General features: G+C 69.3%; 15 protein-coding genes and 5 pseudogenes. 10 read left to right on the forward strand and 10 right to left on the reverse strand.

The features are described 5' to 3' along the window. Positions 1-351: 351 nt before the first annotated feature. Together OG747_RS47295 and OG747_RS47300 are read right to left on the reverse strand one after the other, a co-directional pair. Positions 352-537, reverse strand: a pseudogene (locus tag OG747_RS47295) (restriction endonuclease); the annotation flags it as partial. 76 nt (positions 538-613) lie between these two features. Then, positions 614-1,077: pseudogene (locus OG747_RS47300) on the reverse strand (DUF5753 domain-containing protein); the annotation flags it as partial. Positions 1,078-1,362: 285 nt separating this feature from the next. Here OG747_RS47300 and OG747_RS47305 point away from each other — a divergent pair. Further along, positions 1,363-1,962 carry a hypothetical protein gene (locus OG747_RS47305; protein ID WP_168500512.1) on the forward strand — a complete coding sequence of 200 codons (600 nt, stop codon included), beginning with the start codon at positions 1,363-1,365 and terminating at the stop codon, positions 1,960-1,962. Between the two features lie 361 nt (positions 1,963-2,323). On the opposite strand, the gene OG747_RS47310 is transcribed toward OG747_RS47305, so the two are convergent. After that, positions 2,324-3,070, reverse strand: a complete 747-nt coding sequence (locus tag OG747_RS47310; RefSeq protein ID WP_331742916.1) for a class I SAM-dependent methyltransferase — start codon at positions 3,068-3,070, stop codon at positions 2,324-2,326. 100 nt (positions 3,071-3,170) lie between these two features. Here OG747_RS47310 and OG747_RS47315 point away from each other — a divergent pair, with 100 nt between their 5' ends. From OG747_RS47315 to OG747_RS47340, 6 genes and pseudogenes are all read left to right on the forward strand, one after another. Continuing rightward, positions 3,171-3,506 (forward strand): hypothetical protein, encoded by a 336-nt coding sequence (locus tag OG747_RS47315; RefSeq protein WP_331742919.1) that lies wholly within the window; start codon positions 3,171-3,173, stop codon positions 3,504-3,506. A gap of 281 nt (positions 3,507-3,787) precedes the next feature. After that, positions 3,788-5,103: pseudogene (locus OG747_RS47320) on the forward strand (IS256 family transposase). Positions 5,104-5,365: 262 nt separating this feature from the next. Next, positions 5,366-5,482 (forward strand): annotated as a pseudogene (locus OG747_RS47325) (hypothetical protein); the annotation flags it as partial. A gap of 16 nt (positions 5,483-5,498) precedes the next feature. Then, complete coding sequence (locus OG747_RS47330; RefSeq protein ID WP_331742922.1) at positions 5,499-6,071, forward strand: DUF6192 family protein; 573 nt, start codon at positions 5,499-5,501, stop codon at positions 6,069-6,071. 3 nt (positions 6,072-6,074) lie between these two features. Continuing rightward, positions 6,075-6,485 carry a RacP protein gene (locus OG747_RS47335; protein ID WP_331742925.1) on the forward strand — a complete coding sequence of 137 codons (411 nt, stop codon included), beginning with the start codon at positions 6,075-6,077 and terminating at the stop codon, positions 6,483-6,485. Positions 6,486-6,561: 76 nt separating this feature from the next. Next, positions 6,562-7,419: an IS5 family transposase gene (locus tag OG747_RS47340; RefSeq protein ID WP_331742928.1), complete on the forward strand. Its 858-nt coding sequence runs from the start codon at positions 6,562-6,564 to the stop codon at positions 7,417-7,419. A gap of 896 nt (positions 7,420-8,315) precedes the next feature. Here OG747_RS47340 and OG747_RS47345 read toward each other — a convergent pair. Continuing rightward, positions 8,316-8,579, reverse strand: a complete 264-nt coding sequence (locus OG747_RS47345; protein ID WP_331742931.1) for a hypothetical protein — start codon at positions 8,577-8,579, stop codon at positions 8,316-8,318. Beyond that, positions 8,579-8,800: a hypothetical protein gene (locus OG747_RS47350; protein ID WP_331742934.1), complete on the reverse strand. Its 222-nt coding sequence runs from the start codon at positions 8,798-8,800 to the stop codon at positions 8,579-8,581. Before OG747_RS47350 ends, OG747_RS47345 begins: the two co-directional genes overlap by 1 nt. Positions 8,801-9,035: 235 nt before the next feature. On the opposite strand from OG747_RS47350, the gene OG747_RS47355 reads away from it, so the two are divergent. Beyond that, positions 9,036-9,746 (forward strand): hypothetical protein, encoded by a 711-nt coding sequence (locus OG747_RS47355; protein WP_331742937.1) that lies wholly within the window; start codon positions 9,036-9,038, stop codon positions 9,744-9,746. Positions 9,747-9,824: 78 nt separating this feature from the next. On the opposite strand, the gene OG747_RS47360 is transcribed toward OG747_RS47355, so the two are convergent. Together OG747_RS47360 and OG747_RS47365 are read right to left on the reverse strand one after the other, a co-directional pair. Continuing rightward, positions 9,825-11,354, reverse strand: coding sequence for an ISL3 family transposase (locus OG747_RS47360; RefSeq protein WP_405886167.1), 1,530 nt, complete (start codon positions 11,352-11,354; stop codon positions 9,825-9,827). Positions 11,355-11,781: 427 nt separating this feature from the next. Next, the gene (locus tag OG747_RS47365; protein WP_331742943.1) at positions 11,782-12,069 is read right to left on the reverse strand and encodes a hypothetical protein; all 288 of its coding nucleotides are present in this window, start codon (positions 12,067-12,069) and stop codon (positions 11,782-11,784) included. Between the two features lie 251 nt (positions 12,070-12,320). On the opposite strand from OG747_RS47365, the gene OG747_RS47370 reads away from it, so the two are divergent. Then, positions 12,321-12,704 carry a hypothetical protein gene (locus OG747_RS47370; RefSeq protein ID WP_331742945.1) on the forward strand — a complete coding sequence of 128 codons (384 nt, stop codon included), beginning with the start codon at positions 12,321-12,323 and terminating at the stop codon, positions 12,702-12,704. A gap of 196 nt (positions 12,705-12,900) precedes the next feature. Then, positions 12,901-13,257: pseudogene (tpg, locus tag OG747_RS47375) on the forward strand (telomere-protecting terminal protein Tpg); the annotation flags it as partial. A 275-nt stretch (positions 13,258-13,532) separates the two neighbouring features. Here the strand turns inward: tpg and OG747_RS47380 are convergent. From OG747_RS47380 to OG747_RS47390, 3 genes are read right to left on the reverse strand one after another with little or no spacing between them, the layout of a single operon-like run. Beyond that, positions 13,533-14,633, reverse strand: a complete 1,101-nt coding sequence (locus OG747_RS47380; RefSeq protein WP_331742952.1) for a hypothetical protein — start codon at positions 14,631-14,633, stop codon at positions 13,533-13,535. A 13-nt stretch (positions 14,634-14,646) separates the two neighbouring features. Beyond that, a complete protein-coding gene (locus OG747_RS47385; RefSeq protein ID WP_331742955.1) occupies positions 14,647-15,390 on the reverse strand; it encodes an ATP-binding protein in 744 nt (247 codons plus the stop codon). Then, a complete protein-coding gene (locus OG747_RS47390; RefSeq protein WP_405886512.1) occupies positions 15,387-16,979 on the reverse strand; it encodes a Mu transposase C-terminal domain-containing protein in 1,593 nt (530 codons plus the stop codon). The genes OG747_RS47385 and OG747_RS47390 overlap by 4 nt, the downstream gene beginning before the upstream one ends. Positions 16,980-17,013: the final 34 nt, after the last annotated feature.

Genomic DNA, 17,013 nt, shown 5'->3' on the forward strand with positions numbered 1-17,013 from the left:
ACTCACCGAGCAGCCAGTCCTGATCCTCGACCTCCTCGCCAAAGTGGGTCTTCAAAGTTGAGCGGTCCTAACTTGTTCGTGGGTTGGACGGGCCATCGTAAGGTCCAGAGGCCCAGAGACACCGGGTATGGCTTTTGAGGGCGTTGTCACGTTGCTGGGTGTGTGGGTGCCTGATGGCGCGTCGGAGCGTGGTGGGGCCCGGGTGCCGGCCTGTGGTCAGGCCGTGGTGGCTGTGGCGACGACTCCGGTGACGTGGTCCCAGACGGCGAAGGGGTCTTTGGCTGCCCCGGGCCAGCGGCATCGCACTGGAGTGCGTGTAGGCGCTGGCATCCCGGGCCGCTCCCCTGTGGGCTATGTGGCGGCCGGGAGGGGTTCTGTGAGGCGGTCCAGCCGTTGGTAGAGGGCTCGCACGAGGCGGGCGCGGTTCTGGGCGCAGCGGGCGGTGCCTTCCAGCGGTGCGGCCAGGCGTCCGTCGGCTTCGCGAAGGAGGACTTCGACGAGTGCGCCGCAGCCGTCGTTTTTGGGCAGTGCAGTGGCTGGGTGCGTCGGTGTCGTTCGACGCTACGGAGGCCACCGATCGTTCCTCAACGAAATTGCGGGTAATTGCGGAGGTTCACTCCAGGGCGTCGATCGCGGCCCGGATGCGCGCGCGGGCGGCATCGCCGTAGACGGCCATCTCCGCGAGTCCGGTAAACGCCTTGGTGTAGTCGGCGAGTTCGCGTGGCTGCGTCACCTTGACCTCCGCCGTCAGGACTCCACCACGGCCACGTCGTCGTGGAGGTAGAACGCCTCCAACGGCCAGACGGTGAGCTGCGCGGTGAACGGGATGATGCCGAGGAAGACGGACGCGCGCGGCATCACGGCCAGGAGGTGGCGCAGCTGGCCGCGCATGGCGTCGGGGCCTGCGGTGCGGTAGCGCAGGACGGACTCTTCCATGAGGACGACGTAGCGGTGTCCGCCCTCATAGAGGAAGCGCGAGCGGGCGACCCGGGCGGCGACCGCTTCGGAAACGTCGTTGGGCGTGCCCTGGAAGGCCGTGATCTGCCCCATGAGGGCGGTGGCGAAGCCGGGTGCCTGACCACTGACATACCCCTCCGAATTCACACCAGCAAACCAATACCTGTCATCAGGCCGGGAAGTCGCCACGATACCGGGACGCGATGCCATCGCCTCCGCCTTTCTCTACGCGGATTTGCTGCCCGGGTCCGTCTCTGGGATCTTGTCCGGGGCGGCGACGTCAAGCGACGCGCCCAGCGGCCGGCACCACTCGACCCGAGGTCACCACTAGACCGACTGGTGGGCCGTGGCCGAGCCACGAGCAGCGGCTCGGCAAACTGTCGCCATACGAAGAAGGGGAATAGCGTGAACACCGAGAAGGTTACGGCCCGACGCCTTACGACTGAGGAGGTTTCAAAACTGAACCTCCAGGACAATATATTCGTTTCGGCAGAGATGGACGGTCTTCCTCTCGACTGCTACGCCCCGGCTTTCCTCGCGAAGCCAGGTAAGAATTTCGAGGGAGGATCCTTCACCGCAAGGACGATCTTCGGTAAGGACATTCACGTTCTCCCGGACAATACCGAAGAACGCGGGATCTGGGTTGCCGACGAGGCAGGGGAAGAAATCGAAGTTCTCCAGAGTGCTGGAGTCCTCCTAAACCTCGCCCTCTTCGTGCCCAACGGGAACAAGGAATCTCTGGAGTCGCTCTACACCGCCGCAAGGGAAGCGTTCGGCGCGGGAATCGTTCAGCGCTGGAACGAGGAAGTCATCCCGGTGCCGGACGTCAAGGTCGACCTGTACGAAGAGCCGACCCGCGGGCGGAAGAGCACGAGCAGCCAGATCCGCGACCGCCGCGCCTTGGACATCTACCCCACCCGAGTGCGGTTCATGGAGCCCAGCGATGGCTGGAGGTTCATCCTCGAGCCGCACAAGGACGTCATCGACGACACACCGACGATCTGAGCTGACAGCAGCCCAGAAGAGACACGGCAGCGGCACAAGGCCCCCTCCATGCCGGAGGGGGCCTGCGCGTTTCTACACGTCAGGCGGCCATCTCCGATTCAATATTCGTGGTCACCCAGGAGACACGGCCTCCGCCCCGGCCTCCGAGCCGAGGGCCGCACCCGGCCGGGCGCCGCGTCCTGGGCGCCAGCCCCGATGCGCCGCAATCGCTCGTCCAGCCGGGCGCGGGCTCGGCGGGCCTGCGTGTAGTGCTGGTCGCCCTCAGAACCTGTGTCTGAGCCCCGCATGACAAGTTGAGCGGGGCTTCAGCACAGGTCAGGGCGCTATCGCAGGGACGGATCCCCGCTGACCTACTGCCGTGTCAACGGGCAGCAACGGCCAAGCTGACCACGTAGCGCTCCTCGACCGTCCCGTTCGGGAAGGCTTCAGTCAGGAGGTCGCGCTCCGCGGCCAGGAACGTCTCGGTGGCGTTCTTGCCGAGCACGAGGAAGTCGGAGTAGCTGGCGAGATTCGCGAGATGCGTTTCGAGTGGGACGCTCCTCGTCCATGACACCTGCCGGGTGGCGAAGCTCAGTTCGGGCGGCAGGTGGCGGAATCGGGCCATGGGGTCGGGTTCGCTGTCCTCGGCGCCGAAGAGGCGGCGCAGGCGGGCGTCTTGGTCGGCGATCCAGCCGACGGCGCTGTCCGAGTCGTTCCACCAGAGGGCGAGTGCGCCGCCGGGGTGCAGTACTCGGAGGGCTTCCGGGACGGACTTGTGCGGGTCGGTCCAGTGCCAGGCCTGGGCATAGGTGAGGACGTCGATGGACTCGGAGGCTAGTGGCAGGTTGTTGCCGTCACCGAGCACGACGGGGACGTCGGGCAGTGTGAGGCGGAACTGGGAGGCCATTGCGGGGCCGGGCTCGACCGCGATGACGCGCGCGCCGCGGGCGTGGAGGGGGGCGGTTGCCAGTCCCGTGCCGGCGCCGATGTCCGCGACGCGGGCGCCATTTAAGGGGCGGTCGGCGAGTTCCTCGACCGCATCGAGCAGGGCGGGCGGATACGAAGGGCGGTTCGCTGCATAGCTGGCGGCAGCCTTGTCGAAGGAACGGGCCTGCGAAGTGATCGTCATTCGACCATCCTCGGCGGTTCCGAAGGGCCTGGCACAGCATTTTCCCGGCACGGCGTCACGAGGGCTCCCGACGGCCTCCCTCGCTTCGTACGGTAGCGGCATGGGAAGGGACGGGGTGCTGCGGCTGCGGCTGGTCGTGGTCGCGGACGATGACACCGGGCCCCGGTTGTGCCGTGGGTGCGGCGGTCCGCTGATGCCGTCGGCGAAGGCGACGGCGGTGTTCTGTTCGTCGGCCTGCCGCGCGCGGCACTGGCGCCGGCTGCGGCGCACGAGAGCGAGGACCGAGGCGGTCCAAGCCGCCCGGACCGCGAACTGCCTGGAGTGCGGCACGAGTTGGACCGTCGGGGTGGACCATCCCGCCTCGGCACGGTACCGCTCTCCCCACTGCCGCAAACGGGCATGGCACCAGCGGCACAAGGAAAAGGGCGGGGTGTGAGACCGCGCGTTACACCGGACCGCAACCGCTCCACGCGCCGGGGTGTGCGCTCTGGCAGGCGGCCGGAGGGCGCCGGATGGTGCCAAGTAACGGGTATTCGCGGCGAGTTGATGGCATGAAGGGTGCCGCGCCGGATGGTGTCCCGCTGGTTGGTGCAGCCGATCTTGGTCAGGGCGTGCGCCCGGGGGCGCATGCGCGCGTAGGCTCCGCTCCCTGCTCATCAGACGGGCCACCGTGCAATTCTCCCTGGTAAACGGCGTGTTCAGCCCGGGAGGTGCACGATGGCCCTGACCCAGCATGACTTACTCCGCCTGCTTGAGTCACTACGTTCAGCGGACGGCCTCGAACTGGTCCGCTCAGTGGCCGAGCGGATGCTGCAGGAGCTGATCGAGGCCGAGGCGAGTGCGAAGATCGGCGCGGAGTGGAACGAGCACGCCGATACCCGCACCGCCTACCGCAGTGGCCACCGCGAGCGGACGCTGACCAGCCAGGCCGGCGACCTGGACCTGGCCATCCCCAAGCTGCGGTCGGGCAGCTTCTTCCCGAGCCTGCTGGAGCGGCGGCGCCGGATCGACCAGGCCCTGTACGCGGTCATCATGGAGGCGTACGTGCACGGCGTGTCCACCCGGTCGGTCGACGACCTGGTCAAGGCCCTCGGCGCGGACACCGGGATCTCCAAGAGCGAGGTCTCCCGGATCAGTCCACCCGGTCGGTCGACGACCTGGTCAAGGCCCTCGGCGCGGACACCGGGATCTCCAAGAGCGAGGTCTCCCGGATCTGCGGCGACCTGGACGTCCAGCTGACCGCGTTCCGCAACCGGCCTCTGGACCACGTGCGCTTCCCGTACATGTACCTGGACGCGACCTACTGCAAGGCCAGGGTCGAGCACCAGATCGTGTCCCGGGCCGTGGTGATCGCCACCGGGATCACCGAGGACGGCGGCCGCGAGGTGCTGGGGGTGATGGTCGGCGACAGCGAGACCGAGGTGTTCTGGACCCAGTTCCTGCGTTCCCTGCGCGAACGCGGCCTGAGCGGGGTCCGGCTCGTGATCGGCGACCATCATTCGGGACTGGTCAAGGCCATCCGGAAGGTCATGCTCGGGGCCGCCTACCAGCGTTGTCGTGTTCACTTCCTGCGCAATGTCTTCGGCGTGATCAGCAAGGAGTCGGCCGAGATGGTCGCCGCGACGATCCGCACGATCTTCGCCCAGCCCACCGGCGAGACGGTCCGTGCCCAACTCGACACCGTTGCCGACATGCTCGGCGGCCAGTTCCCCAAGGTCAAGGCGATGCTCCTGGAAGCGAAGGAGGACCTGACCGCGTTCGCGGTCTTCCCCGAACGCCACTGGAAGAAGATTCAGTCCACCAATCCACTGGAGCGGGTCAACCGCGAGGTCAAGCGCCGCGTCGACGTCGTCCAGGTCTTCCCCAACGACGACGCGCTCCTGCGACTGGTCACCGCCGTCCTGTTCGAACTGCACGACGAATGGATCGCCTTCCCCCGCCGCTACCTGCCCGAGGGAAGCATGGATCAGCTTTACCCCGCCGAGCTCCCCGACAGCGCCCCCGCGCTACCGAACACCACCAACACGCCCTGACCAAGATCGGCTGCACCAACCAGCGGGACGCCATCCCGCGCCGGGCCCGTGGGGGTGGGTGCGGATGTCCGTAATGGTCGGCAGTGTGACCCGGGATCGCTACGCCGAGCTGGTCAAGCTGGGGCGGGACTGGGTGGCCACGATGAGCAGCGCTCAGTGGCGTCTCGGTGACGCGGCCATGGAGATCGAGCCGATGCGCTCGTATGGGGGTGCGAATCCGTCCGGGAAGGACGACCTGTTCACCGTCAGCGAGGCCATCCGGATGTTCGCCGAAGACGTCGGCCTGGCTTACACGACGGTCCGCAGTTACCGGTGGGTGTCCTCACGCTGGCCAGCGGAGCGCCGACGCGCGGATGTCTCGCACACCATCCACAAGGTGCTGGCCAGCATCTCCGATGAGCAGGAGCGTTTCGAGGCGGTCAACAACCCCCCCGCCCAACCCGCGCGGGGGTCCGGCGAGGTGGACGCACGACAGTGCGAAGCGGGTCGTGGGCTGGAAGGTCGACTCCCCGGAGAGTGTCCAGGAGAAGGTGGAGGCGATCCATGACCTGGCCGCCGACGACGCGGTCGCGGCGGTGGTGACCACCGACTTCTTGCGCCGTCCCGCGGTCGCCTCGAAGGCCATGGCCGATGACACGGCCCGGCACGCCGTTAATGAAGCCCAGTTCCACCGGTTCCGCCAGCAGGCCCAGTTCGTGCAGGAGGAGGCTGCCCCGCAGCTGCAGCGCATGGAGCACAGCGCGCAGTTCATGGATCTGGTCGCGGCTTGTGCGCAGTTCGTGGCTACGTCGGGGCGGATCGTGCCGAACCTGCGCGGCGAGCACTACGACGACGGCGAGCGGGAGACGATCGGGCGAGGACTTTCGCGAGTACGCGCCGCGGCCGACTGGATCGAGAACGCCGTCACCCGCGGCGAGGTCGACCTCGACGAGCAGCTGGAAAAGCTGCTGAAGGGCTCGGGTGAGTAGGCGATGGGGCGGGGAGTCCCCGCTCACGTCCACGCCGAAGCGATCCTCAGCGCCCTCCAGGAAGCCCGCCCCGCTGGCCTGACCATCGCCCAGCTGATGTCCGCCACCGAACGCACCTGCGCGCAGGTCCACACCGGGCTCGCGCACCTGCGCAAGGTCGCGGCCGCGAAGGGACTACCGCCCGTGACCTGGGACAGGACGTGGGGATACCGAATGCTGGACGGCGCGCCTGAGGTGTGGATCGGCTACGAACGGGCGTTCTTCGAGACCGTCCACCACCGGGTGGCCAACTTCATCGCCGGGACCCTCCTCCCGCACCAGAAGAAGACCCCCGAGGACCCCTACGTCCGCACCGTCATGGCGCAGATGGGTGCGATCGAGTCCACCCTTCAGCTCCTGGCCAACCTGGAATGAACCCGAAGCACGAGAGGCAACGGGCCGCGACCGCCCCGTAGTTGGCCCCACCCACCGGTCGCGGCCCGGCACTGTCATGCTGCTGCCCCACTACCGCTACCCCTCCGACACCAGCGACGTCGAATGGGCCCTGCTCAAGGCCCTCCTCCCGACTCCCGCCTGCCAGACCCCGAAGGGCGGGGCCCCGGAGAAGTGGCCCCGGCGCCGCGTGGTCGATGCCATCCGCTACATCACCGACAACGGGGCGAAGTGGAGGGCGCTGCCCGCCGACTTCGGCATCCCGTGGCGCACCGTGTTCGGGTACTTCGCCCGCTGGGCGAAGGCCGGCGTGCTCAAGCAGATCCTCGACCAGCTCCGCCGACGGCTGCGGCTGCGCCGCCGGCGCTGTGCCTGGCCGGTCCGGGTGATCGTGGACTCCCAGTCCGTCAAAGGCGCGGAGACCGTGTCGAACGCGACACGCGGCTACGACGCGAACAAGCATATAAATGGGCGGAAGCGGCATCTCCTGGTTGACCAGGACGGCCTGCTCGTCGACCTGCTCGTCACCCCCGCCGACGTCCAGGACCGCGACGCGGCCCGCATCCTGCTCACCCGTCTCCACGCCGAACACCCCGAAATCGTCCTGGTCTGGGCGGACAACGGCTACGGGGGCGAGGAGTTCGCCGCCTGGGCCCAGGACACGCTGGGCATGACGATCAAGGTCGTTCCCCGCCTCAAGGACGCCAAGGGCTTTGTTCTGCTGCCGAAGAGGTGGGTGGTGGAACGGAGCAACTCGTGGACGATGCGGGCCCGGCGAAACGCAAGGGACTACGAGCGGCTGATGTCCCACGCTGAAGCCCACATTCAGTGGGCGTTCATCACCCTCATGTCCCGCCGCCTGGCCCGCCCCCGCCGCCAGACCGAGGCGTCGACGGTCACCCTCGCAGCCGCCTGAAGACCAGCACGCCGCCGCTGCCGTTCGGAACGGCGACCATCGACGCCCAACCGAACGGCAAACGGGATCATTACCATCCCTCACGCCCCCGTGACCTGCGAAAAGAGGATGTGAAACAGCTTCTTACGGCGGTCACTGCCATCGCGGGGTGTGTCGAGCACTTTATGTGATGCGCCAGACGGCGGTTCGGACGGCTGGTTGGGCAAGCAAGCCCGGCCGCGAATAGCTCGGCCGGACTCGCCTGTAGCCCCGCATGTGGGCCTGGCTTCGGGGGGCGCCCGGAGCCAGGCTCTATGCGTGGTGCGGGAGCCTTTCGGCTCCATGCCGAGGAAACCTCAAGTCACCGGGAGCATCAAGCCTTCCAGGGCAAAACCATGATCCAGATCAGTAGCGAAACCTGTGGTGAACCGTGGCGTTGAGGGGTGGCGCAGGCCCTGTCTGACATAGATCGTTTAGAACTGCCTGGTCAGCGCCTTGCGGGGGGTAGCGAAACCTGGCGAACGGTGTCGGTGTCCGGTGAGTAGATCCGTGTCGTGCCGCGGCCCGCCTCACCCGTGCGTCGGCCCCTGTCCGGCGCGAGCGCGGAGGGCCGCCGCCCGACGCGCAACGGGTGACAGGCTCGCCCCCGAACCCTCGCTTCCGATCCGCCGTGTGTCTGCGTCCCCCACCCAACATCAGATACACCCCAAGAGGCAGACAGGACAGAGGAGAGGGAAGAGGGTTGTCGCGGTGCGTGGTCGGGCCTGGTCAAGGGGTCTGACCTGCACAGACAGCAAGACATCCGCTGTGCTGGCCGGTAGGGGGTTTGGTAGGGGGAACGGTAGGGGCGCCGGTAGGGAGATTGGCGGCTTGCCCGTGGAATTCGCCCTGTTACCCGCGCGGCGTGGTCTAGGCGGTCAGGCCTCGATGTACGCGACAACCACGACGGTGCGCAGTGCGGTGACGAAGTACAGGACGCGGACGCGTTCGATCTCGTCTGCGTACTGGCGCAGTTCGGGGTGGGAGGTGTCGCCGGGGATCGGTTCGCCAATCTCGGGGTCGACGGAGATGGCGACCAGGGCGCGGTCCAGGGCGTGGATCTGGTGTTCGTCGGTGAGGTTCTCCAGCTGCTTCGCGGCGGAGTCACTGAAGGCGATCTGAGCGCGGCGCCGTCCGGGCATCAGGCGACGGCCGGGCGCTGGGTGGTGAGGCGGGCGAGGTGGGCCTCGCGCAGTTCTTCCCAGGGCGTGCATTCCTCGACCGCCGGCAGTCCGTTGGCTGCGATGTCCTCGAGCGCGCTGGCGAACCGGTCGGCGTCGGCCCGGGTGCGGGCGGCGTACGCGCGGACCGCGTCTGCGGCCGCGGGCTCCAACGGCTGGCGTGCGGCCGGTTCCTGACTCATGACGGTCTCCTGCACATCGTGGTGAAGTCCACGGTAGTGCTGGCCAACGCGGACCGGGAGGCCTTCGACCCAGGCGGGGATGTGGAACGTCACTAATTCGGCTCTGTCGCTGATCTTGTGATCGGCGACAGAGCCCGTAATTCCCCAGGAGCTGGCCGACGTTCGGAGCGTCCGTCCTGTGGGCAGCGGAAAACCGTTCGACAGGCCTGGCCGGGATGGAGCATGATCCGCGCTCGTGACGACGCCGAAGCAGCTCCTGATCCAGGCCGCCGCCCGCAACAACGCCGAGTGGTGCGCGGCGATGAGCCGATCGCACGGCCTGGCGGGTGAGTTCAGGGCACAGGCCTGGGCCGCTCCGGCCCGAACGCCGTTGTATTACCCCGACGCGGTGACGCTGGTGCCGGGTGCCGACTCGGCCGTGCTGGCAGCCCGGATCGACACCACCGCGCCCGGCGCCTCCGTCAAGGACAGCTTCGCTGACCTTGACCTGACGGAGGCCGGCTTCCAGGTGCTGTTCGAGGCACAGTGGATCCACCGCCCGGCGAGTGTGCCCGCCGCCGCATCGGACCTTGCCTGGGACGTGGCGGGTGATCCGGACACGCTGCGCGCCTGGGCGCTCGCCTGGGACGACGGGGGAGGGAACGCGGACCTCTTCCGGCCTGAACTGCTGGACGACCCGGCCACCTTCGTGCTCGCCGGACAGTCCCCTGACGGCCGGGTGGTTGCCGGAGCGGTGGCGAGTCGCAGCGACCAGGTGGTCGGAATCTCCAATGTCTTCGCTCTGGACGGCGGCCCTGACGCGGCCTGGCCGGTCGTACTTGACGCGGTGCACTGGCTGTTCCCCACCCTGCCGGTGGTCGGCTACGAGCACGCCGATGACCTGGCGGTCGCCGTCCGTCATGGCTTCGAGCCGGTCGGTCCGCTGCGGATCTGGCTGCACGTCTAGGCCGGCTCCAGGGCTGCCCGAGCCGCCGCTCGCGACCACGGCCCCCATGGAAAACGTCGCTGATCTTATGATCGGGGGTCAGGTTCTGTGCAGGATCCGCTTGCGTAGGAGGTCGAAGTTGGCGCGGCCGTATCCGGCCCGCTTGAGAAGCTTCACTCTCGTGTTCTGTCCCTCGACCTGGCCGGAGCTCCATGGGCTGGACAGTCCGGCGACGACGGCGTCCTGGTCGCGACGAAGGCCGTTGACCAGGGAGTGCAGTGCGGGCAGGGGGTCCTGTTCGACTCGCTCCATCCACTGCGGCAGTTGGTCGCCACGCAGGTCGCGCATCATCTCGGCGAAGTCGCGGACGTGGTCGGTGACCGCGTCGAGCTCGGGACAACCGACGCGGATCTCCTTGAGGGAGAGGGCGTCCGCGTCGGGGAGGTTGCCTGGATTGGTCATGATCCATCGGACGACGCGACGGGGCCGCGGCGCGGGCCTGGGCGCCGGCGTGGGGGCGGACGGCGTGAAGTTCCGTAAGTAGCGGCGGACGGTCTGGATGCCCCCGGTGAAGCCGAGAGCGGTGATCTCACGGTGCAGTTGGGCGGTGTCGTGGCAGCCCTCGTTCCACCGTTGGTGGAGATGGGGCCGGTGGGCGTCCAGGATCGTGGACCGGTTGATTGTTTTGACCAGGAGTTCGTCGATGCTGGTTGCGCGGGCGAAGCGTCGCACGGTCGAGCGGTCCAGCTGCAGCCGGTGGCAGATCGACTCCAGCGAGGCCCCCTCGTGCAGCAGGTCCTGGACCAGGGCGAACCGCTCCCGGGTGCGGACTACCAGGCGGCGCTCGCGCCCGCAGACGTCCAGTGTCCCGATGGATGCTGCGAGGGGGCCGTCGTCGCCAGTGGGCGCGGTGGTGGGTTCAGGGACCGGTGGCTTCTCGAACACGGCCCGCACGCAGGTGTAGTGGGCGGCGACGGTCTTCTCGACCGCCTCGCCGACGTTTTTCCACAGGTGCCAGGCGTCGGCGACCTGCACAGCTTGCGGGGCGCCCGTGCGGGCGCCCTCCGCGTACGCTCCGGCCCGGTCGCGGCAGATGATCTCCACCTCGGGGTGGTCCAGGAGCCAGGTGGCCAGGGGGTCGGCGTCGCGTCCCGGCAGGACGTCGACGGGGCGGCGCCGCTCCAGATCGACCAGGACGGTGGCGTATGAGTCACCCTTCCGTAATGCGAAATCGTCGACCCCGAGCACCCTGACCTGCCCGACGGGCTCCTCCGGGAAGGCTCTGAGCAGGCGCAACAGTGTGTCCTTCGCTGCTGGTGCCCCCAGTGCGACGGCGAGTCGGCTGCCTGCTCGCCCGGCCAGCGCGAGGGCGATCGAGGTCAGCGTCCCGCGCATCAGCGGGGTGTAGCGGGCGTGTGGGCTGGTCAACCCGGTCACCTGCTCGGCGAACGTCACTGCTGGACAGGCGTCGTTGAGGCAGCGGAACCGGCGTACCAGCAGCTCGATGACTACCCGGGTACCGCTGACCGCCGCGTCGGACAGGCGTCGCAGATATCGGCCGTGCACCCGCGCCGAGGTGCTCTGACAGCGCGAGCACGGCGCATCGGTGCCACGAACACGGGCATGCATCGTGATCCCGTTCACCGATCGCTCTACCAACTCCACCACGACACCAGACAGATGAGGAACAAGCGCCTCGAAACTCCGCGAAGTACACCGGGGACACGATGGCAGGCGCCACCGACACCAGCCCCGATCACAAGATCAGCGACAGAGCCGAATTACGTGATCGTCGACACTTTCATCTGCATCCAGAACGTCAGCACCTCGACTGAGCCGAAGCACGGTAGTTGACACATAGGCACGCTTGTTGGCAGCAAGATCGGGCCTGGCAAACGCCGACAGTGAGCTGCTGCAGCTCAGCCAGAGGGAGACATGACTGTGCGGTGAGCGGGTGGTCGCGGCGGGCGCGGTCGCCACGGCTGGGGTCAGCCGGTCCACAGCTGCGGTGGCCGTATTGGTTCCCGGGCCCGTCGACCTGCCGTTGTGCTACTGCCTACCGCTTGGATGAGTCCGACGGCGGCAGGCGTTTGAGCCACCACCTGGCGAGCGGATAGGCAGCCGCTGCGGCAAGGAATCCCGTCAGGGCGGTGACGGTGTGCTCATACTCGGGAAGCATCTGGCTGACGGGCTCGAAGACCAGCGTTTGGGCGCCCCAGAAGGCCGCAAAGCCCGCGAACGCGCCTCCGGCCGACTCCTTGGTCCACCGCCTCCTGCCCGCCGGGGCGGGCGTGGCTGGCCGGGTGAGTTGGCCGTCTGGAGATGGCGCGAAAGGGTCGGTCACGGCCCTGTTGTACCGGTCATCGATCAGCGTGACAAGGGGCGCTCCCCGCCTGTGGAAAGGCCCGCGCCCGACGCCCCTCCCAGGCAGCGTTCGCCTGTCAAGGAGCAAGTGACGGCGTCCTCTGTGGTCTCGGCGTCGGTGCGACTTCCGCCGTGGATGGCATCGGGTCGATCGAACTGACACCAGCCTGCGCCTGCCGAAGGCGTCTGTGCCCCTTACCCGCCCGCGAACCTGACGGGCAGACTGCGCTCATGCAGCTCCCCGCCGAAGCCGTTACCGCCACCGTGCTGATCGAGGTCGTACGGATCTCCGCCCTTCCCACCAGGCGGGACGTCCCGTACCCCGGCACGGCGGTTGCCCACTGGGCCGGGAGCGAGGCCGCCGCTGCCCTGGCCTTGATCGAGAGCCTGCCCGGCAGTGAACAGCACCGCTGCGGCTTCTCGCCGGGCTGGAGCGTCCGGGCCTACGACGACTCTCTCGATCTGGCGCTGTTCGAGGCGGCATTCTGCTTCACCTGCCACGAGGTCCGCATGCAGGGAACGGCGGTGCCGCCCGCTCTGGCCACGCAGTTCTTCGACCCGGGCGCCCTGCCGGCCCGGACCCTGCTGTCTCTCTTCCGCAAGGAAGCTCCGTAGCCGACCTCCCGTCAGCAAGTCCGGCCGCCCCCTCGGCCTTCCCCTCACCGAGAACGCCTCGCCGTGCCCGGGTGTCGTAGCCGACGGCGGTCGGCGCTGTCACGAAGACACCGAAACCGGCGGGCAGGAGTCGCCGGGTGTGCGAGACCTGACACCACGGGCCGTGGGGAGGAGCCCCGCAGGCCGATCAAGGGAGATGGACGTGGGAGAGATCGCGCAGGGGCTGGAGCGCACGCTGCGCACCCGGCCCGTTCCCCCGGACACTGAGACCCGCTTGCGGTTCCTGCTCGCCGCGCACCAGGGCTCCACCCGGCAGGTGGCCGCCGTACTGGAGGTGTCGCAGCGCACCGTGCAGCGGTGGGTGACGAAGAAGCCCGGAGCGCGGCGTTCGCCGGGGCCTGCGCAGATCCAGGTGATCGAGGAGGCGGTCTCGGCCAGGTGGCAACCTCGGGTACGGGCCCGCCGACAGACCCGGGCCGAAGCGGAAGGCTTCGTCCTGCACACCAGGGCGCGGTTCGGATTCGCCGACGCGGCCCGGTCCTCGGACGACCCGCGGGTGCGGCATCACCCAGCGCCTGTCCGGGGAGGTCGCCCGCGAGCTGTTCGCCGCGCGGGACGCCGGCGCGGGCGAGCAGCAGCAGATGGTGATCCTCGCCCGCGCGCTGGGACACGCCTACTTCCGCGACGGCGGCCGGCGTGCCCACGCTCTCGGGATCGCCTTCACCGACGTGGAGTTCGCCGATTTCTCCATCGGCTGACCGCGCCCCCGGCTCGCTGTGCCGCGCGGCGCCGTCTTCCCTTGCCGGCCCTGGGTGTCGGGGTCTGGGCTCAGGGCGAAGGCGGGGTCTGGTGCCGCGTCAGCATCGTGTCGTAGCGCCGGGCCTCCTCGCGTTCGCGCCAATCCCACTGGATACGGCCGGTGCGCTGGCCGGCGGGCGGTTGTGGCGGGCGAAGCCTCGCTGCTTCGGCCATGCGCAGCAGGTGGGTGCGGTCGTGGGGGCCGGCCAGCAGATGCTGGTCCTGGCCGGGGGCGAGCCGGGCGAAGCAGACGGCGGCCTTCAGGAAGGTGCGTGCCCACGGCGGCACGCCGTAGGTAGCGCAGCCGTCCGTGTAGCGGGCGCGGTCATGCAGGGCCAGGCTGGCCGCCGCGTCGTCGTAGTCGCCGGGGCGGGCGGTGGCGAGCTGCTGGAAGGAGCCGCCAGTGAATGACGCGGCGGCGAGGGCGGCGGCCAAGCGAGGGTGGGCGGTCACGATGGCCAGGCGTCGGGCGATCTCCCGGGCTGTCTGCTCGGTGAGCGGTGCGGGTGGCGGGCGGTGCCGGAAGACGATCGGCGGCGGCGTGCACGGGCCGGTACATGGAGCGGGGCTGTCGTAGGAGACCAGGCGCTCCAGCACGGGCAGAGTGAGCCACCGGTCTGCCGGCCGGGCGGGCTCGTCAACAAGCGGGGGTACGGGAGCGGTTGCGCCGTAGTAGTGGCAGCGGGCGGCCTGGAAGTCGGCAGTGACGCAGTAGTCGGCCGTCTGCAGCGCCTGGTGCAGGGCGGCAGGCAGACGGGGGCGGTGGCAGACCAGGGTCAGGTGGATGCCGGTGAGGGCGCGCATCTGCAGGAGGCGCATCGTGCGGCGGGCGGTGAGGCGGTGGGCGCGCAGGACGGTCAGCCGGGTGACGGGCAGGGCCGTGATCCAGGCGGTGGCGGCTTCCCAGGCGGGCTGACGGCCGGCGGGGAAACGCCCCGGGAGCAGGGGCGGTTTACCCAGAGCGGCGAGAAGGTCGTGGGCGAGACCAGTCTCGCTGGTGGTGCCCGGGCCGGGGTGCAGGGTGATCCGCCCGGAGGGCGGATGGTGGGCGGCCAGGGCGGTGTGCGTGTGGATCGCATCGTCGCCCGGGTCGATGACCACGGCGACGGACGGTGGCGCGGCGGGCGGCACGGCGGCGTGGTGGTCAGGCGAGGCGGCTGAAGGCCCAGCGCAGCAGCTCCTGGTCCACGCGGGGGCGGCCGGTGCGGGTCAGGGCGGTGCGGGTGTGGGCGGTCAACTGCGCCCACGCGCGGAAATTGCCGTGCGCGGCGTGCTGGTCGGCGAAGGCGATGTCCTCGGGGTCGGCGTCGGCCCAGACGGGGTGGAACAGGGGGATGGCCTCCAGAACTTCGCCGGGGGTGAGGCGCGTGAAGTGCTGCCAGATGAAGATGCGGGAGGACAGCATCGGTTCGCGGCGCAGCACGGTGTGGCAGCCCTCCCCGCCGACGAAAATGACCGCGAGCTGGGTAGCGGGTTCGTCCCACAGGTAGCGGAAGTATTCGAACGCCTCCCCGTTGAGCCACTGGGCCTCATCGACCAGGAAGGTGCGGGGGCGTTCGGCCAGCGCGGTTTTCAGCAGGCGGTCGAACTCGCTGGGATGGCGCGGTGGTTCACCGGCCAGGTCGAGCGCGGTGAACAACTCGTAGCGCACCGCGCGGGCCGTAGGACGGGCACGGAAGGTGATCTTGCGGACGTCCTCGTGCGGTTCGAGTGCGCGCAGGCAGATGTTGACGGCGAGGGTCTTGCCGAAGCCGGCCCCGCCGTGGATGCACATCATCGCGCGGGCGGCGACCGTGTCGGAGATGTTGTCCCGGGCGGTGAGCAGGGCCCGGGTGGTGACCACCGACGCATCGGGCAGATCGACGTACTGGTAGGTGGCCGCGGTCACGAGGCATCTCCGTCTTCAGTGGTCTGTTCAGCCGGTCCGGGCGGGCGCCCGGGGGCAGGTTCGGACGGAACGGGAGGAGGCCGGCCGGGCGCGGTCCGGGTGGCGAGGGAAGGCGGGGTACGCCAGTCGGCCGGGGGCGCGGCGGGCGGAATGAGGTCCGGCATCGCCAGAGCCGACAGAGCGGTGCCGGCGGACTGGGCGAGTTCGGCCTCGGCCTGCGCGGTGGTCAGCGCGCCGAGCCGCCGGGGCGCCTCGGGCTGGTTCACGGCGGCGTAGCGCTCGCGCTGGGATGCCTCCAGGTCCTTCTTCAGACGGCGGGAGCGAGCGGCCCGCGCTTTCCGTACGGCGCTGATCTGTTCGTCGGTGGCCTGGTCGGCCAGATCCGCAGACCCCAGGTAGCGGCCGGTGGCCGCGTGGTAGACCTCGATCCGGTGGTCGTGGTGGGGCATGAAGCGGACGCGGACCTGGATGCCGGCCTGGCCGGTCATCCACGGGCCCACGTAGTCGCGTTTCCTGAAACGGACCCCGCGGGTGGTCAGGGTGCGGGTGCCGGCGTCCTCCAGGGTGAACGTCCACAGATCCGTGGCCGGCACGTCCCGCAGCGGGGTGGGATCGTCCTGCCACGCCTCAAGCGGGGTCCTGCCCCGCAGCGGCGCGGGGCGGTGCTCGGTGTTCCACCACGAAGTCCAGGCCAGCAGCCGGGCGGTGAAGTCCTCGAAGCCGAGCAGCACTTCGTCCTTCGGACGGGAAGCACGCTTACCGGGACGCGGCTGGCGGGCATAGCCGGGCAGCGCGGCCAGGAACATGCTCTCCACCGCCCGGTTCAGCCCCTCCACGGTGCCCTTGAGGTGCGGGGTGTAGGCGGGCAGGTCTTCCACCGTCACGTCCAGGAGATCGAACGCCGCGGTCACCGTCCTGGACAGGAAGTCCTTGCCGCGGTCGAGCCGTACCTTCTCGGGCAGGCCGCCGATCGGGCCGTAGGGGTCCTCGCGCAGGACCGCGGAGCGCAGCGCGGCCAGTACCGACTCCCGCGACGGATGCACCGGCGTGACGGCTACGCCGGTGATCGCGTTCGTCGCGCAGTCGGTGAACCACGTGATCCACGGCCGGCGGGCTTTGCCGTCGACGTCGACCAGCACCGGGGCCTGCATGTGGTCGGTCTCCCATGCCTGGTTGCGCCAGAGGCGCGGCCGGGCCAGGAACACATCGTGCTTGCGCGCCGCCCGCTCGCCTTTCGCAAGTCCGGCCCGCTCCCCCGGCGTCAGGTCCCGCTGGATCGCACGGTGCAGCGTCGGAATCGACGGAGGCGGCTCTCCCTCACCCCTGACCGCGCGAGCGGTCAGCTCACGATGGACCGCCGCGACGTTGCCCTTCCACAAGGCCAGCAGGCGGCGCACCTCCGAGGTGACGGTGAAGCGGTCCTTGCTCTGGGCCCGTGCCCCAGGCTCCGCGGCCGCGGACTCGTCACACTCGGCGGCGGCCAGCCACCGCCACACCGTGCGCTCCGTCACCTCCAACGACTCCGCCATCAGCCGTACATGACGGGAGGTCAATTTCTGTTCCTGCCGCAGGGCGAGCAGCCGGCGCACGGCAGGACCGCGCAGCGCCGACAGGGAGGAAGAA

Source organism: Streptomyces sp. NBC_01384 (assembly GCF_045040035.1).
Lineage (GTDB): Bacteria > Actinomycetota > Actinomycetes > Streptomycetales > Streptomycetaceae > Streptomyces.